At 56.5% G+C, this 25433-nt stretch carries 22 protein-coding genes and 1 tRNA gene; 17 read left to right on the top strand and 6 right to left on the bottom strand.

Annotation, left to right across the window (positions count from 1 at the left end; genetic code table 11):
* Nucleotides 1-96: 96 nt before the first annotated feature.
* The 4 genes from H4J77_RS00850 (at nt 97) to H4J77_RS00835 (ending at nt 5266) form a co-directional block, all read left to right on the top strand.
* The gene (locus H4J77_RS00850) at nt 97-1779 is read left to right on the top strand and encodes a fatty acid--CoA ligase (protein WP_182246621.1); all 1683 of its coding nucleotides are present in this window, start codon (nt 97-99) and stop codon (nt 1777-1779) included.
* A gap of 445 nt (nt 1780-2224) precedes the next feature.
* On the top strand, nt 2225-3586 hold the full coding sequence (locus H4J77_RS00845) for a DUF1329 domain-containing protein (RefSeq protein ID WP_123888465.1): 1362 nt from the start codon (nt 2225-2227) through the stop codon (nt 3584-3586).
* 264 nt (nt 3587-3850) lie between these two features.
* Nucleotides 3851-4495, top strand: coding sequence for an MBL fold metallo-hydrolase (locus H4J77_RS00840; RefSeq protein WP_182246619.1), 645 nt, complete (start codon nt 3851-3853; stop codon nt 4493-4495).
* A 117-nt stretch (nt 4496-4612) separates the two neighbouring features.
* Nucleotides 4613-5266: an OmpA family protein gene (locus H4J77_RS00835; protein ID WP_182246617.1), complete on the top strand. Its 654-nt coding sequence runs from the start codon at nt 4613-4615 to the stop codon at nt 5264-5266.
* Nucleotides 5267-5349: 83 nt separating this feature from the next.
* Here the strand turns inward: H4J77_RS00835 and H4J77_RS00830 are convergent, their stop codons facing one another.
* Genes H4J77_RS00830 through H4J77_RS00820 form a run of 3 tightly spaced genes read right to left on the bottom strand, consistent with a single transcriptional unit; the run spans nt 5350 to nt 9664 of the window.
* Nucleotides 5350-6270: an acyltransferase gene (locus H4J77_RS00830; protein WP_123888468.1), complete on the bottom strand. Its 921-nt coding sequence runs from the start codon at nt 6268-6270 to the stop codon at nt 5350-5352.
* A gap of 50 nt (nt 6271-6320) precedes the next feature.
* Complete coding sequence (gene pta / locus H4J77_RS00825; protein WP_182246615.1) at nt 6321-8462, bottom strand: phosphate acetyltransferase; 2142 nt, start codon at nt 8460-8462, stop codon at nt 6321-6323.
* On the bottom strand, nt 8459-9664 hold the full coding sequence (locus H4J77_RS00820) for an acetate/propionate family kinase (protein WP_182246613.1): 1206 nt from the start codon (nt 9662-9664) through the stop codon (nt 8459-8461). The genes pta and H4J77_RS00820 overlap by 4 nt, the downstream gene beginning before the upstream one ends.
* A 225-nt stretch (nt 9665-9889) precedes the next feature.
* Here H4J77_RS00820 and H4J77_RS00815 point away from each other — a divergent pair, with 225 nt between their 5' ends.
* The 3 genes from H4J77_RS00815 to H4J77_RS00805 all read left to right on the top strand — a co-directional run bounded on the left by H4J77_RS00815 (nt 9890) and on the right by H4J77_RS00805 (nt 12314).
* Nucleotides 9890-10375, top strand: a complete 486-nt coding sequence (locus H4J77_RS00815) for a peptidylprolyl isomerase (RefSeq protein WP_123888471.1) — start codon at nt 9890-9892, stop codon at nt 10373-10375.
* Nucleotides 10376-10531: 156 nt separating this feature from the next.
* Nucleotides 10532-11119, top strand: a complete 588-nt coding sequence (locus H4J77_RS00810) for a TetR/AcrR family transcriptional regulator (RefSeq protein WP_123888472.1) — start codon at nt 10532-10534, stop codon at nt 11117-11119.
* Nucleotides 11120-11204: 85 nt separating this feature from the next.
* Nucleotides 11205-12314 (top strand): NADH:flavin oxidoreductase, encoded by a 1110-nt coding sequence (locus H4J77_RS00805; protein ID WP_182246611.1) that lies wholly within the window; start codon nt 11205-11207, stop codon nt 12312-12314.
* 21 nt (nt 12315-12335) lie between these two features.
* Here the strand turns inward: H4J77_RS00805 and H4J77_RS00800 are convergent, their stop codons facing one another.
* Together H4J77_RS00800 and cysZ are read right to left on the bottom strand one after the other, a co-directional pair.
* The gene (locus H4J77_RS00800) at nt 12336-13538 is read right to left on the bottom strand and encodes a glycosyltransferase family 1 protein (protein ID WP_182246609.1); all 1203 of its coding nucleotides are present in this window, start codon (nt 13536-13538) and stop codon (nt 12336-12338) included.
* Nucleotides 13539-13591: 53 nt separating this feature from the next.
* A complete protein-coding gene (cysZ, locus tag H4J77_RS00795) occupies nt 13592-14335 on the bottom strand; it encodes a sulfate transporter CysZ (RefSeq protein WP_182246607.1) in 744 nt (247 codons plus the stop codon).
* Between the two features lie 138 nt (nt 14336-14473).
* On the opposite strand from cysZ, the gene H4J77_RS00790 reads away from it, so the two are divergent.
* The 5 genes from H4J77_RS00790 to H4J77_RS00770 all read left to right on the top strand — a co-directional run bounded on the left by H4J77_RS00790 (nt 14474) and on the right by H4J77_RS00770 (nt 19336).
* Nucleotides 14474-15073 carry a peroxiredoxin gene (locus tag H4J77_RS00790; protein ID WP_182246605.1) on the top strand — a complete coding sequence of 200 codons (600 nt, stop codon included), beginning with the start codon at nt 14474-14476 and terminating at the stop codon, nt 15071-15073.
* A gap of 113 nt (nt 15074-15186) precedes the next feature.
* Nucleotides 15187-16134, top strand: a complete 948-nt coding sequence (trxB, locus tag H4J77_RS00785; protein WP_123888476.1) for a thioredoxin-disulfide reductase — start codon at nt 15187-15189, stop codon at nt 16132-16134.
* A gap of 111 nt (nt 16135-16245) precedes the next feature.
* A complete protein-coding gene (locus H4J77_RS00780) occupies nt 16246-16962 on the top strand; it encodes a ZIP family metal transporter (RefSeq protein ID WP_182246603.1) in 717 nt (238 codons plus the stop codon).
* 131 nt (nt 16963-17093) lie between these two features.
* Nucleotides 17094-17408 carry a DUF2388 domain-containing protein gene (locus tag H4J77_RS00775; protein WP_182246601.1) on the top strand — a complete coding sequence of 105 codons (315 nt, stop codon included), beginning with the start codon at nt 17094-17096 and terminating at the stop codon, nt 17406-17408.
* On the top strand, nt 17405-19336 hold the full coding sequence (locus H4J77_RS00770) for a DUF4105 domain-containing protein (protein ID WP_259364651.1): 1932 nt from the start codon (nt 17405-17407) through the stop codon (nt 19334-19336). Before H4J77_RS00775 ends, H4J77_RS00770 begins: the two co-directional genes overlap by 4 nt.
* Nucleotides 19337-19438: 102 nt before the next feature.
* On the opposite strand, the gene H4J77_RS00765 is transcribed toward H4J77_RS00770, so the two are convergent.
* Nucleotides 19439-19525 (bottom strand) — tRNA-Leu (locus H4J77_RS00765).
* Between the two features lie 152 nt (nt 19526-19677).
* On the opposite strand from H4J77_RS00765, the gene queA reads away from it, so the two are divergent.
* The 5 genes from queA to secF all read left to right on the top strand — a co-directional run bounded on the left by queA (nt 19678) and on the right by secF (nt 25106).
* Nucleotides 19678-20727: a tRNA preQ1(34) S-adenosylmethionine ribosyltransferase-isomerase QueA gene (queA, locus tag H4J77_RS00760; protein ID WP_182246599.1), complete on the top strand. Its 1050-nt coding sequence runs from the start codon at nt 19678-19680 to the stop codon at nt 20725-20727.
* A gap of 5 nt (nt 20728-20732) precedes the next feature.
* Nucleotides 20733-21851 carry a tRNA guanosine(34) transglycosylase Tgt gene (gene tgt / locus H4J77_RS00755; protein WP_182246862.1) on the top strand — a complete coding sequence of 373 codons (1119 nt, stop codon included), beginning with the start codon at nt 20733-20735 and terminating at the stop codon, nt 21849-21851.
* 59 nt (nt 21852-21910) lie between these two features.
* Nucleotides 21911-22246 (top strand): preprotein translocase subunit YajC, encoded by a 336-nt coding sequence (yajC, locus tag H4J77_RS00750; RefSeq protein WP_123888480.1) that lies wholly within the window; start codon nt 21911-21913, stop codon nt 22244-22246.
* A 63-nt stretch (nt 22247-22309) separates the two neighbouring features.
* Entirely contained in the window at nt 22310-24181 is a 1872-nt protein-coding gene (secD, locus tag H4J77_RS00745; RefSeq protein ID WP_182246597.1) for a protein translocase subunit SecD, read from the top strand.
* 10 nt (nt 24182-24191) lie between these two features.
* Entirely contained in the window at nt 24192-25106 is a 915-nt protein-coding gene (gene secF, locus H4J77_RS00740) for a protein translocase subunit SecF (protein WP_123888482.1), read from the top strand.
* The last annotated feature ends 327 nt before the right edge of the window (nt 25107-25433 follow it).

The raw sequence follows: 25433 nt of genomic DNA, 5'->3' as shown, positions 1-25433 counted from the left end.
GCTACCTGCGCTATTCTCTAGACTGCTTTCGAGTGGTCGCGTGAGCTCTAGCAAAGCTCCCATGCCCTGACAATCCCAACAACACTAGGTCATTTCATGCTCAATACTCGTATCCTCAAGCCCACAGACGAGGCACGCTCCACGCCCCTGCTGATCAAGAATCTGCTACTTTCCGGTCAGCGTTACGAGCGTACCCAGGAAATTATCTACCGCGATATCAGCCGGTACGATTACGTTACCTTTAATGAGCGCGTCTGCCGCCTGGCCAATGCGTTGACCAAGGCTGGCGTCAAGGCTGGCGATACGGTCGCCATGATGGACTGGGATAGCCATCGCTATCTGGAGTGCATGTTCGCTGTGCCCATGCTTGGCGCGGTTATGCATACCATTAACGTACGCCTGTCGCCGGATCAGATTCTCTACACCATGAACCACGCTGAAGACGTTGTGGTACTGGTTAACAGTGAATTTGTACCCATATACAAGGCCATCGAGAATGACCTGACGACGGTTACCACCACCATTTTGCTGACTGACGAAGAAAGCAAAGTAGCTGATCTACACGGTCTGGCGGGTGAGTATGAACAATTGTTGGCCGCCGCCGAGCCTACCTACGAATTTGCCGATTTCGATGAGAACTCGGTTGCTACTACCTTCTACACCACGGGGACTACGGGTAACCCGAAGGGCGTCTACTTCACTCATCGTCAGTTGGTGTTGCACACGCTGTCTCAGGTAGCGTCACTGTCCGGGTTGGATAGCGTGCGTCAGCTGGGTAACCGTGATGTCTATATGCCAATCACGCCGATGTTCCACGTCCACGCGTGGGGTATTCCCTACACCGCCACCTTGATGGGGGTTAAGCAGGTCTATCCAGGCCGCTATGAGCCTGAGATGTTGGTCAAGTTGATCAAGGATCACGGCGTGACCTTCTCGCATTGCGTACCGACCATTCTGCAGATGGTGCTCAAAGCCGAGGGAGCCAAGGACCATGACTTTGGTGGTATGCGTGTGATTATCGGCGGCAGCGCCCTGAATCGTTCGCTGTTTGATTTAGCCAAATCCAAGGGTATGCATCTGGGCGCAGCCTACGGTATGTCGGAAACCTGTCCTTTGATCTCGGCGGGTTACGTCAACCTTGAGCTGGAAGCCGGTAGTGAAGATGACCGCATTTCGCACTTGATCAAGGCCGGGGTCCCTGGGCCTTTGGTGGAAGCGAAAATCATGGCGCCAGATGGCTCCTTTTTACCCAATGATGGTAAGACGCAGGGCGAATTGGTTTTGCGCGCGCCCTGGCTGACCCAAGCCTATTTCCGTGAGCCTGAGAAAAGCAAGGAGCTCTGGGCTGGCGGCTGGATGCATACCGGTGATGTGGCTACCATTGACCCGATGGGCTTTATCGACATTCGCGACCGCATCAAGGACGTTATCAAGACTGGTGGTGAATGGTTGTCTTCGCTGGAGCTGGAAGATCTGATCAGTCGCAGCGCGTCAGTCAGTGACGTAGCTGTGGTCGGTATTCCTGATCCGCGCTGGGACGAGCGACCCTTCGCACTCGTAGTTGCGGCGGCAGGGCAGCAAGTGACGGCGGCCTCGTTGTGTGAGCACTTACAGCCATTTGTCGACGACGGTCGCATCAATAAGTGGGCGATCCCCACACAGATTGCGGTTGTCAGTGACATTCCCAAGACCAGTGTCGGCAAGCTTGATAAAAAGCGGATTCGTACCGAAATTGCACAATGGATTGAGTCGGGCGACGACTGTATTTCATCCTTGTAAATCGCGCCCTGCGTGACCGCTAGCCGCCAGCCGAGCAATCGGTTGGCGGTTTTTTTGTGCGTAGCAAGACGCTGATCAATAGTTGCTTACTGTCTCATTTTTGTGGCTGCAATACGGTATCAATTTGTCTTGCAGATCGCGTAAATCAAGCGCTTCAGCGCTGTATGATGAAGTGCCAAGTGCTCTGGTGTGGGACACTTGGGCTTGATTGCCTGCACGCCAGCCTATAAAGTGCCCATCTCCTCAAGGAATATAAAAAGCCTAATAATCCTGAACGCTGTGATGTCACCGTCTAATATGTCGGTACAACACGGGCGTTTTCGTGCGTCCGCTTCAGTGGCGGGCGTAATGGCAGTGCTTCCTTGTCGTCACCCGTCCGGCCTTCTGCTGTGCACTGTGTCAGCAGCGCTGAGCCGTAAATAAACAAGCAAAACAGGGCGAATCGATGAAACCCATTATCCTTGCTTCTACTTTCCTGGCCTCTGCGCTGGCTGCTCAGATCAGCTTTGCTGCTGCCGATGCCCAGCAAGTTGCCGAACTGGGCAATTCTCTCACTCCTGTCGGCGCTGAAGCGGCCGGCAACGCGGCGGGCACCATCCCCGCCTGGACCGGTGGTTTGGCAACTGATGCTGCTGCGGTTGATGCAAATGGCTTTTTTGCCAACCCTTATGCTGACGATCAGCCGTTGTTCGTTATCACTGCGGCCAACTACGAAGAGTATGCCGATAACCTGGCTCCCGGTCAGATCGCCATGTTCAAGCGTTATCCTGAAACCTTCAAGATGCGCGTGTTTGAAAGTCGCCGCAGCGCCGCCCTGCCGCAAGCAGTGAATGATGCGGCCAAGCACAACGCAGCCAATACCGAGCTGGTTGCCGGCGGCAATGGCTTGACCAACTATCAGATGGCTTATGCTTTCCCAATCCCCAATGACGGCCTTGAGGTTATCTGGAACCAGATTACGCGCTACCGTGGTGCTTCACTCCAGCGCACCGTTACGCAGGCCACGCCTCAGGTAAATGGTAATTACAACATTGTGCGCTTTGTAGAAGAGTACGTGTTGCCTAGTGCGCTGAGCGATTATAGCGCCGGCGACAGCACTGAAATGCTGTATTACTTCAAGCAGCAGGTGACGGATCCGAGCCGTCTGGCCGGTAATGTGCTGTTGGTACACGAAACCATCAACCAGGTCGCCAACCCTCGCATGGCGTGGATCTACAACGCCGGCCAGCGCCGCGTGCGCCGCGCACCTCAGGTTTCCTATGATGGTCCAGGTACCGCAGCTGATGGTATGCGTACCTCTGACAATCTGGATATGTACAACGGTGCGCCCGATCGTTATGACTGGAAACTTAACGGCAAGCGCGAGATGTTTGTTTCTTATAATAACTTCGAGCTGGCCTCGCCCGACGTCAAGTACGATCAGATCTTTAAAGCAGGTCACATCAATCAGGATCTGGTGCGCTATGAGCTGCACCGTGTCTGGGATGTTGAAGCAACCGTCAAGCCGGGCGAGCGGCATATTTATGCCAAGCGTCATGTCTTCCTCGACGAGGATTCCTGGCAGGCGGCTCACATCGATCATTACGACGCGCGCGGTGAGCTGTGGCGTGTGGCCGAGGCTGAGACCCTGCAGCGCTTCCCGGACAAGGTGCCTAGCTATGCTATGGAGACCCTGTATGACCTCATGGCCGGGCGTTATCTGGCAATGGGCATGAACAACGAAGAGCGCAGCAATTATGACTACAGCTACAAGGCGTCAAGCAATGACTTCACGCCAACTGCGCTGCGTCAGGCAGGTGTTCGCTAACTAGGGTGCTATCGAGCCAGCGTGCGGTACGCTCGCTGGCTTCGCCCGTAAAATAGGTGTGTGGAAGCGATTCCGCGCGCCTTTTTTTATTCCTGCAGGGTGTCTCTACGATCCGAGCAGGCTCTGACTGTTGCTGTTTTAGCGCGCTGACGGTAGCCGCGGCTTTTGCATCCTGCGAAAGAAAAAACAGGCGCTGCTGGGTATACTGATTGCTATTCGATATAAGGCTTTGGCCTTTTCGCCCTGGCCCCTACAGGAGTTTGCATGACAGCCCTGCAACCCGCGCTGATCCGCGAGACTTTCCCGGTAGGTCCGCTGCAGTGCAATTGCACCATCGTTGGCGACCCGGTGACAAAAAAGGCACTGGTAATTGACCCCGGTGGTGATCATCAGTTGATTCTGGATCGCCTGGAGGCGCTCGGCCTGAAGGTGGTAAGTATCATTCACACCCACGCGCACTTGGACCACTTTCTTGCTTCGGGTGAAATAAAGAAAGTGACTGGCGCTAGTTTACATCTGCATAAAGAAGATCAATTTCTTTGGGATAACCTGGAAATGCAGTGCAAGATGTTTGGCGTGCCCTATAAGCCGGTACCGGCCCCTGATCAGTGGCTGCACGATGATGAGGAGTTGGCGTGCGGTTGTGGTGTCGCTTTGCATACACCCGGGCACACGCCGGGCTCAATGAGTTTCTGGTTTGAGCGGGACAAGTTGCTGATTGCGGGCGATACTCTCTTTCGTGGTGGCATTGGCCGCACGGATCTGTGGGGTGGTGACTATCAGAAAATTGAACGATCTATTCGTGATCGGCTCTATAGACTGGATGAAGAGGCTGTAGTGGTAACTGGCCATGGTCCAGATACACGTATCGGTGACGAAATTCGCACTAACCCCTTTATTCGCGGTTAGTGTGAGTGATCAGCCTGTCTGATACAGCGTTAAGGGAGAGTGCCGTTGACGCTTGTCCGGCCCCATCTCCTGTTATGGTAGTAGATGTTCAAGATAATAGATGAAAGGGAAATAATTATGAAAAGCCAAGCTTTGATTGCTGCCGGCGTATGTGCGCTGGTATTGACCGGTTGTACTAATAATCCTTACACCGGCGAAGAACAGGCAGGTAAGTCTGCAATTTATGGCGGTATCGGTGCGGTAACTGGCGCTGCTATCGGTGCTGCTACCTCCAGTAGCAAGGATCGTGGCAAGGGTGCACTGATTGGCGCCGCAGTCGGCGGCGCTGCGGGCGGTGGTTATGGTTTTTACGTAGACAAGCAAGAACAGCGTCTGCGTCAGGAGCTTACCGGGACAGGTGTGCAAGTTGTCCGCAATGGCGACAGCATTCAGCTGGTGATGCCGGGTAATATTACTTTCGCGTCCGGCTCTGCTGATATTTCGAGCAGCTTCTATCCCACCTTGAACTCGCTGGTGAAGGTGTTCAAGGAATTTGATCAGAACGGCATCAATATCGTCGGCCATACCGACAGCACTGGCTCCAACGAACTGAACATGCGTTTGTCCCGTGAGCGTGCCAGCGCGGTAGCGGCTTACCTGTCGGGTCAGGGCGTGCCTGGCGGTCGTATCAGCAGCGCGGGTGTAGGTCCTAGCCAGCCAATTGCCAGCAACGATACCGAGTCGGGTCGTGCGCAAAATCGCCGGGTAGAAATTAACCTGCGTCAGTTGTAATACGCAGTAAAAAAGCCGCGCCGGATCATTCCGGCGCGGCTTTTTTGTGCGCGTATGCTGTCTTTAAAAACGTACTACGGGTGTTACTTTTTGGCGCGGTCAGCCGGGGTAGGGTACTGGGCGTGCAGTCGAGCCAGGTGCGCGTCCTTATCGACCCAAAGTTGGTTTACCCAAGCCTGAAATTCGGCCCTGAACGCTTCATCATTCTGGTAATCCTTGCCAAGAAACTCGGGCGGAATCGGCTTTAGCTCACAATGTATGACTACCTCTGGAACCTTGCCGCTGAGCAGGTCCCAGAAACTGGGATTACCGCCTGGGTAGTGAATGGTGATGTCCAGCAGTGAGCGTAACTGATTGCCCATCGCGTCCAGCACAAAGGCAATACCGCCAGACTTTGGCTTGAGCAGGTAGTTGAAAGGTGATTGCTGTTCAGCATGCTTGGCCGGTGTCAGGCGCGTGCCTTCGAGGAAGTTGAATACTGCGACCGGCGTGGTCTTAAACTTTTCGCAGGCTTTACGCGTGGTTGCCAGATCCTGACCAGCCTTCTCGGGGTGCTTGGCCAGATACGCCTTGCTGTAGCGTTTCATAAACGGAAAATCGAGCGCCCACCAGCATAGACCGATGATGGGTACCCAGATCAGCTCCTGCTTGAGGAAGAACTTGAGCATGGGCATGCGACGATTCAGTACGTGCTGTAGGGCAATGATGTCTACCCAGCTCTGGTGGTTGCTGGTGACCAGATACCACCCGCGGTAGTCCAGTTGCTCCAGGCCTTCTATTTCCCAGCGGGTATTGCCGGTCAAGGCCATCCACCCGCTGTTGCAGAGTATCCAGAATTCCGCAACGCGGATCATGATGATCGTGCAGCGTTTCTGCAGCGTGGGAATAGGCAGAAGCTTGACCAGCGCCAACAGAAATAGAACTGAAGCGCAGCAGATGGTATTCAAGGCCAGTAATAGGATAGCCAGGGTGCCGCGCAAAAACGCTGGCAGGAATGAAAGCATGATGTTGGGCTCTTCGGCAGGACCGCCTTAAGGCGGTCATTCTCGTTATGTTATTGGTTTTTATAGGCCTGTATAGCCGTCAAGGCTATGGTGTAAACGATATCGTCTACCAGTGCCCCTCGTGACAGATCGTTAACCGGTTTGCGCAGTCCCTGCAACATCGGGCCGACACTGACGACGTTGGCGCTACGCTGGACTGCCTTGTAGGTGGTGTTGCCGGTGTTCAAGTCTGGAAACACGAACACGGTGGCTTGACCGGCTACCGGACTATCTGGCGCTTTCTGCCGACCAACGCTGGCAATGGCGGCGGCATCATACTGGAGCGGGCCGTCGAGCAACAACCCTGGTTCGCGCTCCTTGGCCAGGCGGGTGGCCTCACGTACTTTCTCGACCTCACTGCCACTGCCTGAGCTGCCGGTTGAATAACTGATCATCGCGACCTTGGCTGGGATGCCGAATGCTTCTGCCGAACGCGCGCTCTGGATGGCAATTTCTGCCAGGTCTTCAGCGCTGGGGTCTGGGTTTACCGCGCAGTCACCGTAAACCAGAACTTGCTCGGGTAGCAGCATAAAGAAGATGGAGGACACCAGGTTGTAGCCAGGTGCCGTCTTGATCAGCTGAAAAGCCGGGCGGATCGTATTGGCTGTGGTGTGAATGGCGCCGGAGACCAGGCCGTCGACTTCATCCAGTGCCAGCATCATGGTTCCCAGCACCACGTTGTCTTCCAGCTGTTGCAGCGCCATGGGTCCATTAAGGCCCTTGCCTTCGCGCAGCTTAACCATGGGGGCGACGTAACGCTCGCGTACCTCGTCCGGGTCTACTATCTGTAGCCCCTCAGGTAAGGTGATGTGCTGCGCGCGGGCAACGGCTTCAACAGCGTCGCGCTTGGCCAGCAGTATGCAGTTGGCAATGCCGCGACGCTGGCAGATGGCAGCGGCTTGCACGGTGCGCGGCTCATCGCCTTCGGGCAACACAATGCATTTGGCTGCACGCTGGGCCTGACGTACCAGCTCATAGCGAAACGCGGGTGGTGACATGCGTTTTTCGCGGGGCGTATCGCAGCGCTTGGCGAGCCAGGTTTGATCAATGTGCGAGGCGACAAAGTTGGTGACGCGTTCGGCGCGGTCACGGTCATCAATGGGGATCTCGCGGTTCATGCGGTCGAGCTGAGTGGCGGTGTCAAAGCTGTTGGTGGCAACGCCGAGGATGGTCAGCCCCTGATCCAGTGCGGGCTGGCATAACTGCACCACTCGCGGATCAGGCGGCATGTCGCCGGTCAGCAACAGGCCGGCCAACGGCGTGCCAGCCAGTGACGCCAGGCTGCTGGCGATGATGATATCGTCACGGTCGCCTGGGGTAACTATCAATGTGCCCGGTTTAAGCCGGTCGATAATATTGGGTACCGTGCGTGCGCAGAGCGCTATCTCCATTACACGGCGCTGGTGCATCTCGCCGGGATGATAGATGGTAGTTTTCAGTAAGTTGGCAATGTCGGAAGTGCGTGGCGCGTTGAGTTCGTCCTGCCAGGGTACGCAGCCAATCAGACGAAAGTCTTCAGTGTCCAGTCGGGCGGATGCTGTTTTCAGTTCCTGTGCGAACGTTTTCAGCGTGCTTTTTAGTGCACGTCCGTCTGGCACATCGGCCAGTGCTTCGTCTTCCAGTCCGTGTACCTTGTTGACGATGACCCCAAGCACCTTGGGATGCGTTGGTCCACCGAATGCCTGGGCGTGAATCTCTATGCGATCAGCCAGGGTGGCCATGTCGTCGCCATCCGGTGTGGTGACCAGGATGACATCGGCATCCAGACTTTTGGCCAGAGCCTGATTGATCTGCGCGGTATAGCTGCTTTGGCGCGTGGGTACCATGCCTTCGACCACCACTACATCCGCATCCTGTGCGGCCTGCTGATAACGCCCGACCATTTCTTCCATCAGGTCGTCCAGTTCGCCGATCGCCAGCAGATGTTCTACTTGTGCCAGCGGCATAGCAGGGGGCGGCGTTAGTCCCAGGGTGCGGCTGATCAGTTCGGTGGAGCGCTCGGGGCCTTCATCGCCAGGGTGTGGCTGGGCAATGGGCTTGAGAAAGTGCACGCGCAAGCCGGTGCGTTCGAGTGCACGTATCAGCCCAAGGCTGGTAGAGGTGAGACCGACGCCAAAGCCGGTAGGGGCGATAAAGAAAGTATGCTGGCTCATGCCGGGGTTTCCATCTCCAGGTGCTGACGATCTAGAAGGGTGAGGCTTTCTTCGGCAATCTGCCGCTCCTCATCCGTGGGTATGACCAAAATGGCGGGCGAACCTGTTGCTTCAATGCGGCCCGCTTCGCCGCGTTTCAGCGCGCTATTGCGGTCCGGATCGACGCGCAGGCCCATGACCGCCAGATGGCTCAGCGTGAGGGCACGCGTGAGTGCCGAGTTTTCGCCGATACCGCCGGTGAAGATCAAGCCATCGACGCGCGGCAATGCGACGGCAAGGCCGGCCAGTGAGCGCGCGAGGCGGTAGCAGAACACCTCAATGGCCAACTGGGCGCCGCCGTGGCCTTGAGCGCGAGCCTGCTCCAGCTCGCGCATGTCGTTCGACAACCCGGAAAGACCAAGCAGGCCGCTCTCGCGATTCAGTAGGCGTTCAATGCGGGGTAGATCCCAGCCCAGGGTGCGCGCCAGATGCGCGTGCAGGTTAGGGTCTACATCGCCGCTACGCGTGCCCATGACCAGGCCTTCCAGCGGTGTCAGTCCCATGCTGGTGTCCATGCTTTTGCCATCGAGGATGGCGCAGCTGGAACAGCCATTGCCCAAGTGTGCGCTAAGCCATGCGCCAGCCGTTTCGGCGCGACCGGTCAGCAGGCTGGCCTGATGCGCTACATATTGATGGCTGGTGCCATGAAAACCATAGCGGCGCACGCCGTGTACGGCGTACAGCTCGTCGGGTAGCGCATAGCGGAAGGCGTGCGGTGGCATGCTTTGATGAAAGGCAGTGTCGAATACCGCGACTTGCGGAATATCCGGCAACAGTTTCATGGCGGCACGAATCCCGCTCAGGTTAGCTGGGTTATGCAGGGGCGCCAGTGGTGCATTGGCCTCGATACCGGCAAGCACTTCATCGTTGATCAGGCGTGGCCCGGTAAACTGCTCGCCGCCGTGAACGACGCGATGGCCCACCGCGCTGATCGGTTGATCGAGGTGCGCGTCGAGTAGTGGCAGTAGCGCATTCAATGCATCTTGATGGTTGGCGTCGGGTAGGCTGCATTCGCTGCCACCCGGAAAGCTGTAACTGGCTTGCGGGGTATTCAGGCGTTCGGCCTGAGCTTCAAATACGGGTTTTGAACTTCCCTGTTTACGCAGTGCCAGCTTGATAGATGAGCTGCCACCGTTGATGACCAATACCAGGCGGTGTGTCATGGTAACGTCAATGTTCCTGTGTCTATGGGCAGTTTCTGCTGCCGGTAATAAACCGCATTCAGCGTAGCGTGTGCTCGCTTGGATGCTTATCGGTACGCAAGGTTCAGCTGGCGTAACGTCGTATATCTGACATCTTCAGTCGCGCCGCTAGTCGGGTCAAGCCGTGCGTTTGAGACCTAATCCGCGTACACTCACGATTTTTAAGCAAAAGATAGGAACGATATTATGCAGATTGCTGCCAACAAGGCTGTTTCCATCGACTACACCCTGACCAATGCAGATGGCGAGGTGCTGGATTCCTCCGATGGTGGCGCTCCGCTCGTCTACCTTCAGGGCGCTGGCAACATTATTCCAGGTCTGGAAAAGGCATTGGAAGGTAAGCAGGCTGGTGATGCGGTCAATGTGACTGTTGAGCCTGCCGAAGCCTATGGCGAGTTTAATGCCGAGCTGATTGCTGTGCTGGGCCGCAACATGTTTGAAGGCGTTGACGAGTTGGAAGTGGGCATGCAGTTTCATGCGTCCGGTCCTGACGGTAGCATGCAGATTGTTACTATCAAGGCGCTCGAAGGCGATGAGGTTACTGTAGATGGCAACCACCCGCTGGCCGGCGAGCAGCTGACCTTTGATGTGAAGGTAGTTGAAGTGCGTGACGCAACTGAAGATGAAATGGCCCACGGTCATATTCATGGTGAGGGTGGCGTGGAGCACTAAGCTCCCCCAAGCTTGCGCAGTAAAAACCAGCCAGCGATGGCTGGTTTTTTTTCGCCTGCCGTTTGGCGCTGGGCGAAATGGATTCCCCGTCATCAATAGAATCAATGATGGGCGGCTTTTGTATTCAAGCAAGTTGACCAGTCGTATAGTGCTCACATGAATACGATCCAGGATAAACGTGCGCGCATTTTGGCGGCCGGCACCAGCGTGATGTTGCGCAAGGGTTACAACGGCACCGGGGTGCAGGAAATCACTCAGGGTGCCGGTGTGCCCAAGGGCTCTTTCTATCACTATTTCGAGAGTAAGGAAGACTTCGCTATTCAGGCGCTGCACTACTATTACACGCCTCGAATTGAACGATTTGCTGCCGCTCTGAGCACACCAGAGCTATCACCACGCGAGCGCATCCTGCGTTGTTATCGTGACCTGATTGGCTACTTTGCCAATCAGGAACAGCCGCTGCATCAGTGCTTTATTGGTAGTCTCTGCCATGAAAAGGCTGATGAAAGTCAGCCAATAGGCTTTGCTGCGGCGGCCATATTGCATAGCTCCAGCCGGGTGCTGGCTGAGTGTCTGCAGCAGGCGCGCGATGCTGGTGAGATTCCACAGGATCAGGACCCGGCTGCGCTTGCCAGCTTTATCGGTGCTGCCTGGGAGGGGGCTCTGCTGCGAATGAAAACGGATCGGCAGATCGCCCCGCTAAGGGTATTTATCGATCAGCTTGAGCGCATGCTGCAAGTTTGAGCCGCGCTCCCTGCAAAAAAACCAAGACGACCGGTCAGCTCTGCTTTAGACCAACCTATTGTTCACGATCTATGAGGATTAATGCATGTCTGCAGATGTAACTCCACTGTTTACCCCCTTTAAACTGGGTCCGCTGACCCTGAGTAACCGCATCGTTATGGCGCCCATGACGCGTAATTTTTCACCCAAGGGTGTGCCGGGTCAGGCGGTGGTTGATTATTACCGTCGCCGCGCTGAATCAGGTGTAGGCCTGATCGTGACGGAAGGCACCGTGATCAACCATCCGGGTGCCAGTGGCTACCCAAGTGTGCCGCACTTTTATGGTGAAGACGCGCTGGCTGGCTGGAAACAGGTTGTCGATGCTGTGCACGCCGCCGGTGGCAAGATCGCTCCGCAGCTTTGGCACGTAGGTAACGTGCGCCGTTTAGGTACCGAACCTTATCCGGACGTACCGGGTTTTGGCCCGATGGAAAAGCAGAAGGAAGGCAAAGTCCTGGTCAAGGGTATGACGCAGGCTGATATCGATGACGTGGTTGCCGGCTTCGCACAGGCGGCCAAAGACGCTAAAGAGATTGGTTTTGATGCCATCGAGCTGCACGGCGCCCACGGTTATCTGATCGATCAGTTCTTCTGGGAAGGCACTAACCAGCGTACCGACAATTATGGCGGTAGCATGGAGAATCGTGGTCGTTTCGCGGTTGAAATCGTGCGTGCGGTACGCGCTGCTGTCGGGCCTGATTATCCAGTAATTTTCCGCTTCTCGCAGTGGAAACAGCAGGATTACACCGCACGATTGGCGCCAACGCCTGAGCTGCTGGAGCAGTTCCTGGCACCGCTGTCTGACGCTGGTGTGGATATTTTCCATTGTTCACAGCGTCGTTTCTGGGAGCTGGAGTTTGAAAGTTCCGATCTCAACCTGGCGGGTTGGACGCGTAACATCACCGGCAAACCCGCGATTACCGTCGGTAGTGTTGGTCTGGATGGTGAGTTTCTGGAGTTCATGGTCAATACCGACAAGATAGCGCAGACGGCCAATATTGATGACCTGCTGACTCGCCTGGCGGCCAACGAGTTTGACCTGGTTGCCGTGGGTCGTGCGTTGCTGGTTGATCCTCAGTGGGCTGACAAAGTGCGCGAAGGTCGCTTTGGCGACATTCAGCCCTTCAGCCGCGAAGCGCTGAAAACGCTGGTCTAAGCCTTGCGCGCGCAAGCGGTTCTATTTGCTTGGAACTGCTTGCGCCGGGATGGTATGACTGAGCGCTGCATGCTGCAGGTAGCGCTCAAAGCGTTGCACTATGGCTTGCCAGTCTAGCTGGCAAGCCCGGTGCCGGGCGTGCAGTCGAATACTGCGACGGCCTTCTACGTCCTGCGCCAACCACTGTAAATTGTCGTTGAACAACTGATCGTGACCGGCTGGTGCAAGGCTGCCACTGTAACGATCCTGGATATGCTGGTGCGCGGCAGCGGTATCAAAAGCGCACACTGGCAAGCCGGATGCCATGGCTTCGGTAACCACATTGCCGAAGGTTTCGGTCAAGCTCGGGAAGACAAAAATATCCGCGCTGGCATAGGCGCCTGCGAGGGCGGAGCCGGTCAGAGCGCCGGTGAATATAGCATCTGGCATGCGTTTGCGTAGCTCGTCTGCCGAGGGCCCGTCGCCCACGATAACCATATGTAACTTTCGCTCGGCATCATGGTAAGCCGTTTTCAGCTTGCTCCAGCTCTCTACCAGTAACTCTGGGTTTTTCTCCGGTGACAACCGGCCTACGTGCAGCAGCACGGTATCTTTTGTACCTGCACCCCATTGGCTGCGCAGCGTTTCACAACGATGGGCAGGGTGAAACTGTTCGCAATCCACGCCGCGTCCGAGCATCGAGAGGTGCTGTACACCCAGGCGAGTGAGTTCCCGCTGCTGTGTTGTGCTGGCCACCAGGGTTAGTTGCGTCTGGTTGTGAAACCAGCGTAGGTAGCGCATGGCGGGCTCGTGAAACAAGCCCAGATGAAAGTAGTTACTGTACTGCTGGAAGTTGGTGTGAAAGCCGCTAATGACCGGGATTTTCATCCGCCGTGCCAAGCGCAGTGCAGACCAGCCGAGCGGGCCTTCAGTTGCCAGGTAGATCGCGTCCGGACGTTCTCTGCTCCACAGTTGCTTAAGCTTGCGCTGTGCCGGTAGGCCCCACTGGAGGCCGGGGTAGCCAGGTATCGGCAGGCCGCGCACGCAACGTTCCAGCAAGTTTCCGGCTTGGCGTGAGCCGGGCTTTTCGCCCGGCAGGGCGGGTCTGATCAGCTGGATTCGATGGTTGCGGCCAAGTAGCCCCTGACAGAGTTTGCCCAGCGTATTGCTGACCCCGTTAATCTGCGGAGGATAGGTTTCGGTAACCAGTGCGAAGCACTGGCCGGGAGGCTGGGCTATGTTCATGCCCCGAGTATGGAGTCGGGGTATGATGCCGGCGTGACAGATTTATTACGGTTTTATGATGGCTGAACGCGCCGCTCGCGTATCCACAGCAGGGTGGAACCCGCTACCGCAGATGGCATGACCAGTAGATTGACCAGCGGGATGAGCATGCCTATATAAACGAGAAACCCAAATCCCAGCGAAAGCCCCCGGCGGCCGCGCATCCAGCGCAGCGTATCGATAAAGCTGACTTTCTCGTTGTCTGCCTGATAATCGATGTACTGCACCGCCATCATCCAAACGCCAAACACCAGCAGCAGCGGTGAGGCAACCAGGTTGACCACTGGAATCAGCGTCAGCAACAGCAATATCACCAAGCGTGGCAGGTAGTAGAGCAGCTTGCGCAGTTCGCGCCCGATACTTTGGGGGACTACCAGCAAGATATCGCGGTAGCTGGTAGGCGGGCTGACTTCATTGCGCTCGCGCTCGGCGATCTTCTCGGCGAGAAAGCCATAGAATGGTGACGCGATGATATTGGCAACGACGCTGAAGCCGAAGAACAGCACCAGTAATACCACCAACGCAAACAGCGGCCAGAGCAGCCATTCAATGAAGCTCGCCCATTCAGGCAGTTGCGGCATCAAGCGCAGCATCAGCAGATCGAACTGCTTGGCGCCCCAGCTGATGAGCGCGGCAAATACGATCAGGTTAAGCATCAGCGGAATCAACACGAAGCGGCGCAGACCTGGCTGCCTGATAGTACGCCAGCCCTCTTTGAGGTAATCGGGTCCGCGCAGTACGTCGAATGTATCCTTCATGGTGTTGGGTTCCTCAATGAAAAACGGGCTAGGCAAAGGCTATAGGGGTAAACTATTTGGCTGATACAGTCTTTGCAATTTCCACATGTCTTTGGACGCTTTAAGCTGCGTCCCTGTAGATGGCTCGGGAGGGTCGCTATGAGTGTACTGGTTAACCGGGTGGCACCAGATTTTACCGCACCAGCGGTATTGGCTGACGGCAGTATTGTAGAGGATTTCGCGTTCTCTTCGCTGCGCGGCAAATATATTGTGGTATTTTTCTGGCCGCTGGATTTTACCTTTGTCTGCCCCTCGGAAATTATTGCCCACAATAATCGCATGGAGAAGTTTCGTGCGCTGGGTGTTGAAGTAGTGGGCATTTCGGTTGATTCGCAGTACACCCATTACGCGTGGCGCAATACGCCAGTAGAGAAGGGCGGTATTGGTCCGGTCGGCTTTACCATGGTGGCTGATGTCAAACACGAGATCACGCAGGCTTATGGGGTAGAGCATGAAGACGGTGTAGCGCTGCGTGCCTCCTTCCTGATTGATCGCGCTGGCGTAGTGCAGCACCAGGTAGTGAATAATTTGTCACTGGGGCGTGAGGTCGACGAGATGATTCGTTTGATTGAAGCGCTGCAATTTACCGAAGAGCATGGTGAGGTGTGTCCCGCTGGATGGCGCAAGGGGCAGAAAGGTATGCAGGAGAGCCCGGAAGGGGTCGCCAGCTACCTCGCTGAGCACGCCGCCAAGCTCTAGGTTCTAAGTTCGAATCGATTTTCCAGAGTGATCAGCCGCTTGGCGGGGTCCCCTTACCCCAGGATTGCTCTGCTTTTTTAGCTCGCCACTGTGGTGGTGAATCGGAGGATTTTATGTCTGAAGTGCGTCACTCTCGTCTGATCATTCTGGGCTCGGGCCCGGCCGGCTACAGTGCAGCGGTTTACGCCGCTCGAGCCAATCTCAAGCCGTTATTGATCACCGGTATGCAGATGGGCGGTCAGTTGACCACCACGACCGAAGTGGATAACTGGCCGGGTGATGTTGAAGGTCTGCAGGGTCCTGACTTGATGGAGCGCATGCGCAAGCACGCAGAGCGCTTCGAGACCGAGATTCAGTTTGATCACATCAACAAGGTTGACCTCAGCAAGCGTCCCTTCACTTTGTGGGGCGACAGCGGTGAGTACCAATGCGATGCGCTGATCATTGCCACTGGCGCGTCTGCTCGTTACCTGGGCTTGCCGTCTGAAGAAGCCTTTATGGGTAAGGGGGTTTCTGCCTGCGCCACCTGTGACGGTTTCTTTTACCGTAATCAGGAAGTTGCGGTCGTGGGTGGCGGTAACACAGCGGTCGAAGAAGCACTCTACCTGGCTAATATCGCCAAAAAAGTAACTGTGGTGCATCGCCGCGAAGTTTTCCGCGCTGAGAAGATACTGGTCGACAAGCTGCTGGCTCGTGTTGCTGAAGGCAAAATCGAACTGAAGCTGAACGCGACGCTGGATGAAGTGCTGGGCGATGAAACCGGCGTGACCGGCATGCGTATCGCGCTGAACAGTGGCGGTACTGAGGATATTGCGTTGGCCGGGGTCTTTATCGCCATTGGTCATACACCGAATACCAGCTTGTTCGAAGGCCAGCTGGACATGCACGACGGCTATCTTAAGATCAAGAGCGGCACCGAAGGCAACGCGACGCAAACCAATATCGCCGGCGTTTTTGCCGCGGGTGACGTCGCTGATCACGTCTATCGCCAGGCGATTACCTCTGCCGGTGCCGGGTGTATGTCAGCACTGGATGCCGAGCGTTTTCTGGACGAACTGTAAGGCGCAGATAGTGACCTGAGTGGTTAGGAAAGCCCTGTTTGTGCAGGGCTTTTTTGTGTCTGCGCGCGATGATGACAAGCGTAGCGACCGGTATTGAAAATGGAGAGGTAGATGCAGGAGTTTTATCTGGTCATCGCACTGACCTTCATGGCGGGTATGGCCATGCCGCTGGGCGCGTTGCTGGCGGGCGTTGATCAGCTGCGGCCCACTTGGCTGACGGATGAATATCGTCACGGCATCATCGCTTTTGGTGGTGGTGCCTTGCTGTCGGCGGTGGCGCTTGTGCTGGTGCCAGAGGGCATCGCGCCGTTATCGACCTGGTTGGCTGCGTTTTACTTTGTGGCGGGTGGTGTCGCCTTTATGGCTCTGGATGTTCTGCTTGATCGTGTAAAGACGCCGGCGGGGCAGCTGGCTGCGATGCTATCCGATTTTCTCCCCGAGTCGCTGGCGCTGGGCGCCGCTTTTGCCGTGGGCGAAAGCAGTGGTGTGTTGTTGGCCTGTCTGATGACGCTGCAGAATCTGCCGGAAGGATTCAACGCCTGTCGAGAATTGCGTGCTGCTACACATTATGGGGCTCGGCGTATCGCGCTGATTTTTGCAGCAATTGCCTTGCTTGGGCCGATATTTGGCGTGCTCGGATACAGCTGGTTGTCAGCTTACCCCTCAGTGGTTGCTATGGTCATGCTGTTTGCTGCTGGCGGGATTTGCTACTCGGTATTTCAGGATATTGCCCCTCAGGCACAGCTGGAGAAACATTGGGGGCCGCCCATGGGGGCCGTCTTGGGCTTTGTCCTGGGTATGGTGGGGCACCAATTGACCATGGCGTAACGGCGGTCTGTGACAGAGTCCGCGAGTATCGGCTGGTGAAACCAGCTATTATTTAGCGGCGGTAAGCGCCTTGTTGCCCTGGTTGATTGGTTGCAGCGGGTGTCACTTTTGCTTTGCTTAGGAGCGCTCCCATGAAACGTCTTTCCCTGTTTGCTGCTATCGGTGTGTTTGCTTTCTCTGGTCTGGCCTTTGCGAGCAGCTTTATCGCTACTACAGATACCATTGGTGCGTCCCTGGCTAATAGTGTTGAAGGTACCAGTGACGTCAGCTCGGGCGGCAACGACAAGGTGCTGCTGCAAGCCCAGGATGATGCGGCCAGCTTCGTTGCCAGTGGTGGCAGCATTCGTGGTGTGCGCCTGGAAGCTGCGTTGGCGCACATTCGTCAACAACAGCCTGCTCTGAGCGCCAGCGACATGCAGTTGGCTGAGGCCATCCTCGCCCGTTGAGCGGCGTTCGGCTTGGTCTGCTGACGTTTTTGCTGCTGTTGTGCCTGCCGGCACAGGCAGCATTGCGTCTGGTCTTGCAGTCTGACGACTTGAATCAGGCGGAACTGGCGGCCAGCCAGGCGCTGTTGGCTGACGTCAGCAGGGTGCTGCCACCTGTTCTGCTCAGCAGGCTTGATGCCGAGGTGCCTGTGCGCTGGAGCTCGGCACTGGATGCCAGTGTGGTCGGTCGAGCGAGCGCAAGTGGCAAGCTCCTGCTCAATCGTCGGCAGCTGTCTGTGCTTGTCGCTGCGCAGGACGCTGATCCTACACGCCAGCAACTGCTGGCAACCCTGGTTCATGAGATAGCTCATCTCTACGACCGAGGCCGTTACGGCTCCGACCGGCAGCGTCGGCTGTTCCAGCACTGCCAGTCACAGCAACAAAGCCTTGGGCTGGTGGGGTTGCCGTCGTGGTGCCGTGGGCAAGGCGAGCGACGCTTTAGCCTCAGTGATGATCCACGTTTGCTTGACTTGGCTGGCTGGCCCGAGCGGGTAGGTGAGCGCGGCGCACGCGTCAATGTTAACCATCAGCGTGATCGCAGCCCTGATCGTTACGAGCTGACCAGTCCCAGTGAGTTCGTCGCAGTGAATGTCGAGTATTTCCTGCTCGACCCGCAATACGCTTGTCGCCGCCCGGCGCTGTTTGCTTTTTTCCGTCAGCACTTCAACTGGGCGCCGGAGCATGTGCAGTCCTGCTCCGCTAGTTATCCCTACCTCAATGCCAGCCTGGATCCTGCGCAGCAGGCGTTGGGGCGAATCGATCCGCAGCGTGTTTATGCGGTGCACTATCTGCTGGCCGAGCCTAACCAGGCCTGGGCTAGTCGCTGGGGGCACAGCATGCTGCGCTTGGTGATCTGTGCGCCGGGCCGCCCGGTTGGACCGGACTGTATGCTGGACGTCGATCAGCATCTGGTCCTGTCGTTTCGTGCGTTCGTAGAGGATGTTCAGCTCTCCAGCTGGGACGGCCTCACCGGCAACTACCCCTCTCGGCTGTTCATTCTGCCGCTCACTCAGGTCGTCGATGAATACACCAAGCTGGAACTGCGAAGCCTCAGCTCGATTCCCTTGCAGCTCAATGAGCAGGAGCGTAAAGGTTTGATTGAGCAGGCTGCACAGCTGCACTGGAGCTATGACGGTACCTACTATTTCATCAATAACAACTGCGCGGTTGAAACGCTCAAGCTACTGCGCAGCGGCACGGCCAATACTGAACTGGCGGACCTCGAAAGCATAACGCCCACAGGGCTGCTGGCGCTGCTTAAGGGGCGAGGTTTGGCTGATGACATTGCGCTGGCTGATCGCGAATGGGCAATGCGTCGTGGCTATTTTTTTGACTCCTACGGTGAGCGCTATCAGGTCATGCTTGACGTGGTTCGGGCCAACCTTGAGGTGCCTGCCGAGCGTGTCGATGATTGGTTGGCGTTGGGTGCAGCGCAGCGCGCTGCCTGGTTGTCAGCGGGCGATCAGCGCACTACTGCAGCACTGCTTCTGCTGGAGCAGGCCGCGCAGCGCCGCCAGATGCTGCTGGTGCGTCAGGAGCTGAAGGCGCGCTATCAGGCGTTACGTGGTACCGGGCATAAGGGCCTGGATGACACTGAACAGCTGATGCAGCAGTTACTGGCGAATAGTGGCTATCTCAGTCGTCCGGCCGAGTTGCTGGGCGCCGGTTATGGGCTGCCGCAAGCAAGCGAATGGCAGCAGTTGCAGCAGCGCAGCGCCGAGCGGCGTCAGGGCTTGCTGGATATGGCCGGTAATCTTGATGAGCACCTGCTGGCGTTACTGGACGCTGGGCGGCGCAGCGAAATTGAGTTGGGCAAGCACAACATTCGCCGGTTGGCTGGGCGTCTGCGTGCACTGCATCGTGCGGAGGGTGGTGTGCAGCTGCCCTGATGCTGAGTCAGGCGAGCGGCGGAGCTGAAATTCAGGCACAAAAAAACCAGCTCAGGGCTGGTTGTTTTCAGGGTCTTGCCACAACCATCTGAGTGAGTCAGATGGTGCCTCGAGGGAGAATCGAACTCCCACTCTGTCACCAGAAACGGATTTTGAATCCGCCGCGTCTACCAATTCCGCCATCGAGGCTTTGCGCTTCATGCAAGCCGGCGCGGAGTATACGAAGCAGTGGGCATAAAGGTCAATGCTCAAATGACATTCGTTTGTGTGAATGATCGCGGCGGGTCGTGTTTTCCGCTATTATGTGCACCCTTTCAAACTCCTCCGGAACCGCTGCCTGCATGCGTCTCAGTGATTTTGCCTTCGATTTGCCCGACGAACTTATCGCGCGTCATCCATTAGCTGAGCGTAGGGCTAGTCGTTTGCTCTGTCTGGATGGTCCTAGCGGCGAATTGAGTGATCGGCGTTTTGCTGATCTGCTCGATTATTTGCGCCCTGACGACCTGATGGTGTTCAACAATACGCGGGTGATTCCAGCGCGGCTGTTTGGCCGCAAGGAAACCGGCGGGCAGCTTGAAGTTCTGGTTGAGCGGGTGCTGGATGAGTATCGCGTGCTGGCGCATATCCGCTCGAGCAAATCGCCCAAGCCGGGAAGCCGGATTTTGCTTGATGGTGAGGGTGTCGCTGAGATGGTGGCGCGCCATGATGCGCTGTTTGAGCTGCGCTTTGCCGAGCCGGTTTTACCGCTGCTGGATCGCGTCGGGCATATGCCGTTGCCGCCCTATATTGATCGGCCGGATGAAGAGGCGGACCGTGAGCGCTATCAAACGGTTTATGCCAAACGTCAAGGCGCGGTAGCCGCGCCCACCGCCGGACTACATTTTGATCAGGCATTGCTGCAGGCCATAGCGGACAAGGGCGTAGCGACTGCAGAAGTGACATTGCATGTTGGCGCGGGTACCTTTCAGCCGGTTCGGGTTGAGCGCATTGAAGATCACGTGATGCATCAGGAATGGCTTGAGGTCGGTCCTGAGGTAGTCGCGGCGGTCGAGCAATGCAAGGCCCGTGGCGGTCGTGTTATCGCGGTGGGTACCACCAGCGTGCGCTCGCTGGAGTCGGCAGCACGTGATGGGCAGATCAAGCCGTTCACAGGTGATACCGATATTTTTCTGTATCCGGGCAAGACCTTTCATGTCGTCGATGCGCTGGTGACCAACTTTCATTTGCCGGAGTCGACGCTGCTGATGCTGGTGTCGGCCTTTGCTGGCTATCCCGAAACCATGGCCGCTTACGCGGCGGCTGTAGCCGGTGGTTATCGTTTTTTCAGTTACGGTGATGCCATGTTTATCACCCGCAATCCAGCCGCTCGCGGCCCCGAGGTTACCCCATGAGTCACATGTCCTTTGAATTGCTGGCCACCGATGGCAAGGCCCGTCGCGGACGCCTGACCTTTCCGCGTGGTGTCGTGGAGACGCCTGCCTTTATGCCTGTAGGTACCTATGGCACCGTCAAGGGCATGTTGCCGCGCGATGTAGAAGCGATCGGCGCGCAGATTATTCTCGGTAATACTTTTCACCTCTGGCTGCGCCCAGGGACCAAGGTGATTCAGCAACATGGCGACCTGCATGATTTCATGCAGTGGAAGGGCCCGATTCTCACTGATTCCGGTGGTTTCCAGGTGTTCAGCCTGGGCGCTATGCGCAAAATCAAGGAGGAGGGCGTGTATTTTTCCTCGCCGGTCGATGGCGCCAAGGTGTTTATGGGGCCGGAAGAGTCCATGCAGGTTCAGCGTGAACTGGGCTCGGATATCGTGATGATCTTTGATGAGTGCACGCCTTATCCCGCCGATGAAGATACTGCGCGGCGCTCCATGGAGTTGTCACTGCGCTGGGCCAAGCGCTCTAAAGCTGCGCACGAAGGTAATCCTTCGGCGCTGTTTGGTATCGTTCAGGGTGGTATGCACGAGAGTCTGCGCCTGCGCTCGCTGGAAGGGCTATGCGAGATCGGCTTTGATGGTCTGGCGATTGGCGGCCTGTCAGTGGGCGAGCCCAAAGACGAGATGATGCGCGTGCTGGACTTCCTGCCCGGCCACATGCCGCCAGAAAAACCTCGTTACTTGATGGGTGTTGGCAAGCCGGAAGATCTGGTGGAAGGTGTGCGGCGCGGCGTGGATATGTTCGATTGCGTGATGCCTACGCGTAATGCGCGCAACGGGCATTTGTTCACCGAGGCGGGGGTCATCAAGATCCGTAATGCGGTGCATCGTCACGATCGGAGCCCGCTTGATTCAGCCTGTGATTGCTACACCTGTCAGAACTTCTCACGGGCGTACCTGCATCACTTGGACAAGTGTGGCGAAATGCTTGGCAGCATGCTCAATACTATCCATAACCTGCGGCATTATCAGCGGCTTATGGCAGGTTTGCGCAGTGCCATTCAACAGGGTACATTGACCGACTTTGTGGAAGACTTCTACGCCAAGCTGGGTCTGCCGGTTCCTCCATTGCAGGCTTGATTGGCGCTCGGATCGCCCCCATAACCGATTTTCTAGCAGTTTAATAACAGGAGTATCACATGAGCTTTTTCATCCCCGCCGCTATGGCGCAATCAGCTGGCGGCGCAGCCGCGCCTATGGGTGCCGGTTTTGAATGGATTTTTCTGGTCGGCTTCGTCGTTATTTTCTATCTGATGATCTGGCGTCCGCAGTCCAAGCGTGCGAAAGAGCACAAGAACCTGCTGGCAAATCTGTCCAACGGCGATGAAGTAGTGACCGGTGGCGGTATTCTGGGCAAGGTCAAGAAAGTGACAGATGAGTTCGTGGTGCTGGAAGTGACTGACAGTCAGGAACTGAAGTTTCAGAAAGGCGCTATTGTCGCCGTGTTGCCCAAGGGCACGCTGAAAGCCATCTAATCCCTCATGTAGAACTCTGTTCCGGGCGCCGATAAGGCGCCCGGACTGCTATCAGGCCCTGATATGCTCAACCGTTACCCCCTCTGGAAGTACTTGCTGATTGTGGTCGTGCTCGCGCTTGGCCTGATCTATGCCACGCCTAACCTGTATCCGGACGATCCTGCCATTCAGATTTCCGGTGCCAGCTCCACCCAAACTATCGAACAGACCGACCTTGATCTTATTGAGCAGGCGCTGGCCAGTGCTGGCCTGCAGACCAAGGGCAGTGAACTGGGCAGTAATGGCCGTTCTGGTCTGGTGCGCCTGGTAAATCGCTCTGATCAATTGGGCGCGCAGGATGTGGTGCGCGATGCGCTGGGCCGCGATTACGTGGTAGCACAAAATCTGGCGCCAACCACGCCAGAGTGGCTGATGAATATCGGCGCAGGACCTATGACTCTGGGTCTGGATCTCTCCGGTGGTGTGCACTTCCTGCTGCAAGTTGATATGGACAAGGCTTTGGAGACGCGGGTCAATGTCTATCAAAGTGAAGTGCGTGGCTTGATGCGTACCGAAAAGTTGCGTTATCGCAGCTTGCCTACCCAGGGCACTACCCTGCAATTTGGCTTCGCCAATGAAGAGGATCTGTCGGCCGCGCGGCGCCTGATCGGTAAGCAGTATCCCCAGTTTGCACTGAACTCGGTCGAGCGGGGCGATCAGCAGGTGTTGCAGCTGACCCTGACCGAAGCGGAAATTTCCAACATTCGTGAATATGCGGTTCAGCAGAACCTGACCACTGTCCGTAATCGAGTCAATGAGCTCGGTGTGGCCGAGCCGCTGGTGCAGCGTCAGGGTGCCAACCGTATCGTGGTTGAACTGCCGGGCGTTCAGGATACCGCTGAAGCCAAGCGGGTGCTGGGTAAGACTGCGAACCTCGAGTTTCGCCTCGCTGCTGAGCCTGATGCGCCTGCGGCAACCACCGAAACTTTTGAGTATCGGGGCAGCAGCGGCCGTCCGCCGGCTCAGGTTGAGCGCAGTCTCATCATTACCGGTGATCAGGTTACCGACGCCCAGTCCAACTACGACGAAAACGGTCGCCCGCAAGTTAATATCAAGCTGGATAGTCACGGCGGCGAATTGATGAACCGCGCTACGCGCAGCAATATCGGTCGTGGCATGGCGGTACTGTTCATCGAGCAGCGCGAGATCAGTCGCACTGTTACCCAGGAAGTTGATGGGGTAGAGCAGCAGGTCGAGATTCCGGCCTTTGTTGAAGAGAAATCGATCATCAGCTTGGCGACCATCCAAAGCGCGCTGGGTAACCAGTTCCGCATCACCGGTCTGGATTCGCCCGCTGAGGCCTCTGAGCTAGCGCTATTATTGCGTGCAGGCGGGCTAGCTGCGCCGATGCATTTTGTTGAAGAGCGAACTATCGGCCCCAGCCTGGGCGCAGAGAACATTGCCAAGGGTGTGACGGCTACGCAGGTCGGTTTTGCGCTGGTATTGATTTTCATGGTGCTGGTGTATCGCGCATTCGGCGTGTTTGCTGGCATAGCGCTGACCTTCAATCTTGTGCTGCTGTTGGCGCTTATGTCGCTGTTGGGTGCCACGCTGACGCTTCCCGGTATTGCCGGTATCGTGCTGACGCTGGGTATGGCGGTCGACGCCAACGTGCTGATCTTTTCGCGTATCAAGGAAGAAGTTGCCAACGGGATATCGCCGCAGCGCGCTGTGCATGAGGGCTACGATAAGGCGTTCTCCGCCATTATCGACGGTAACCTGACGACGCTGCTGGTCGGGGTAATCCTATTTGCCATGGGTTCCGGTCCGATCAAGGGCTTCGCCGTTACACTGTCGCTGGGGATTCTGACCTCGATGTTCAGTGCCATCATGGTCACCCGTGCCATGGTCAACTTGTCCGTCGGTGGACGCGACATCAAGAAGCTGTGGCTGTGAGGATCAACCCATGACTAACATTAAAACCATTAATTTCCTCGGGCTGCGCAAGGTCTTCTTTGGTCTTGCCATAGTGCTGATGCTGGCGTCGATTGCCAGTCTGGTAGTCAAGCAGCTCAATCTGGGGCTCGACTTTACCGGTGGTGCGCTGGTGGAGCTGAACTATAGCCAGCCGGCTGATCTGGAAGAAATTCGCGGTGTACTGCGCGAGAACGGCTGGAACGATGCGGTGGTGCAAAACTTTGGCGCGTCGACGGATGTGCTGATTCGTCTGCCCAGCGAGAATCCTGATCTGGGCGCTGAAATTGCCCAGTTGGTGAAGCGCCAGGATGGCAATGACGTATCGGTTAAGCGTGTCGAGTTTATCGGCCCACAGGTAGGTGAAGAGCTGCGCGACAAGGGCGGCCTCGGCATGCTGTTGGCGCTCGGTGGTATTCTGCTTTACGTATCGCTGCGCTTTCAGATGAAGTTTGCCGTGTCGGCCATCGTCGCGCTTTTCCACGACGTGATCTTTACCCTTGGCATATTTTCACTGTTCGGTCTGTCATTCGATCTGACGGTGCTGGCGGCCCTGCTGGCGGTAATTGGCTATTCGCTGAACGACACTATCGTTGTGTTCGACCGGGTGCGGGAGAATATGCGGTTGATGCGTCAGACTGAGTTGACCGACATCATCAACATCTCGACCACTCAAACCCTGGGGCGTACCCTGGCAACCTCTTTCTCGACCATTCTGGTGCTCCTCGCGCTGTTCTGGTTTGGCGGTGAGAATATTCACGGGTTCGCGACGGCGTTGCTGATCGGTGTGGGTGTGGGTACCTACTCCTCCATCTACATTGCCGGTGGTTTGCTAGTGACTATGAAGCTGACGCGTGATGACCTGATCCCGCCGCAGATCGAAGAGGCCATTGACGACCGGCCCTAGCATCGGCTTTGCCGATGTAGCTGCAAGCTGCAAGCCGTAAGCTAGAAGCTAGAAGCTAGAAGCTAGAACAAAAAGCCCATACCGGATTTTGGTATGGGCTTTTTTCGTTGCTGGACTTGACTCTGGGTTCGCGCGGGACATCCTTGGCTTCCAGCTTCCAGCTTCCAGCTTCCAGCTTCCAGCTTCCAGCTTCCAGCTTCCAGCTTCCAGCCAAAAAAAACCCACAAAAAAAGGCCCATACCGAACTAACGTATGGGCCTTTCTATTCAAGCCTGCACAATCAGCTTGTAGCTTGTAGCTTGTAGCTTGTAGCTTGTAGCTTAAAGC

Origin of the sequence: Pseudomonas sp. 5Ae-yellow, from assembly GCF_014077575.1 — a bacterium.
GTDB lineage: Bacteria > Pseudomonadota > Gammaproteobacteria > Pseudomonadales > Pseudomonadaceae > Halopseudomonas > Halopseudomonas neustonica.
The sequence above is the reverse complement of the archived record's forward strand: the minus strand, read 5'-3'. Positions and strand labels throughout refer to the sequence as shown.

What these genes read in the sequence shown, in the direction of transcription:
- H4J77_RS00780 (WP_182246603.1), top strand. Translation starts at nt 16,246, where the DNA reads ATGCAGGAGTTTTATCTGGTCATCGCACTGACCTTCATGGCGGGTATG.
- H4J77_RS00810 (WP_123888472.1), top strand. Translation starts at nt 10,532, where the DNA reads ATGAATACGATCCAGGATAAACGTGCGCGCATTTTGGCGGCCGGCACC.
- queA (WP_182246599.1), top strand. Translation starts at nt 19,678, where the DNA reads ATGCGTCTCAGTGATTTTGCCTTCGATTTGCCCGACGAACTTATCGCG.
- H4J77_RS00790 (WP_182246605.1), top strand. Translation starts at nt 14,474, where the DNA reads ATGAGTGTACTGGTTAACCGGGTGGCACCAGATTTTACCGCACCAGCG.
- H4J77_RS00820 (WP_182246613.1), bottom strand. Translation starts at nt 9,664, where the DNA reads ATGACACACCGCCTGGTATTGGTCATCAACGGTGGCAGCTCATCTATC.
- yajC (WP_123888480.1), top strand. Translation starts at nt 21,911, where the DNA reads ATGAGCTTTTTCATCCCCGCCGCTATGGCGCAATCAGCTGGCGGCGCA.
- H4J77_RS00830 (WP_123888468.1), bottom strand. Translation starts at nt 6,270, where the DNA reads ATGCTTTCATTCCTGCCAGCGTTTTTGCGCGGCACCCTGGCTATCCTA.
- pta (WP_182246615.1), bottom strand. Translation starts at nt 8,462, where the DNA reads ATGAGCCAGCATACTTTCTTTATCGCCCCTACCGGCTTTGGCGTCGGT.
- H4J77_RS00800 (WP_182246609.1), bottom strand. Translation starts at nt 13,538, where the DNA reads ATGAACATAGCCCAGCCTCCCGGCCAGTGCTTCGCACTGGTTACCGAA.
- trxB (WP_123888476.1), top strand. Translation starts at nt 15,187, where the DNA reads ATGTCTGAAGTGCGTCACTCTCGTCTGATCATTCTGGGCTCGGGCCCG.
- H4J77_RS00775 (WP_182246601.1), top strand. Translation starts at nt 17,094, where the DNA reads ATGAAACGTCTTTCCCTGTTTGCTGCTATCGGTGTGTTTGCTTTCTCT.
- H4J77_RS00840 (WP_182246619.1), top strand. Translation starts at nt 3,851, where the DNA reads ATGACAGCCCTGCAACCCGCGCTGATCCGCGAGACTTTCCCGGTAGGT.
- cysZ (WP_182246607.1), bottom strand. Translation starts at nt 14,335, where the DNA reads ATGAAGGATACATTCGACGTACTGCGCGGACCCGATTACCTCAAAGAG.
- tgt (WP_182246862.1), top strand. Translation starts at nt 20,733, where the DNA reads ATGTCCTTTGAATTGCTGGCCACCGATGGCAAGGCCCGTCGCGGACGC.
- H4J77_RS00845 (WP_123888465.1), top strand. Translation starts at nt 2,225, where the DNA reads ATGAAACCCATTATCCTTGCTTCTACTTTCCTGGCCTCTGCGCTGGCT.
- H4J77_RS00850 (WP_182246621.1), top strand. Translation starts at nt 97, where the DNA reads ATGCTCAATACTCGTATCCTCAAGCCCACAGACGAGGCACGCTCCACG.
- secF (WP_123888482.1), top strand. Translation starts at nt 24,192, where the DNA reads ATGACTAACATTAAAACCATTAATTTCCTCGGGCTGCGCAAGGTCTTC.
- H4J77_RS00805 (WP_182246611.1), top strand. Translation starts at nt 11,205, where the DNA reads ATGTCTGCAGATGTAACTCCACTGTTTACCCCCTTTAAACTGGGTCCG.
- H4J77_RS00815 (WP_123888471.1), top strand. Translation starts at nt 9,890, where the DNA reads ATGCAGATTGCTGCCAACAAGGCTGTTTCCATCGACTACACCCTGACC.
- secD (WP_182246597.1), top strand. Translation starts at nt 22,310, where the DNA reads ATGCTCAACCGTTACCCCCTCTGGAAGTACTTGCTGATTGTGGTCGTG.
- H4J77_RS00835 (WP_182246617.1), top strand. Translation starts at nt 4,613, where the DNA reads ATGAAAAGCCAAGCTTTGATTGCTGCCGGCGTATGTGCGCTGGTATTG.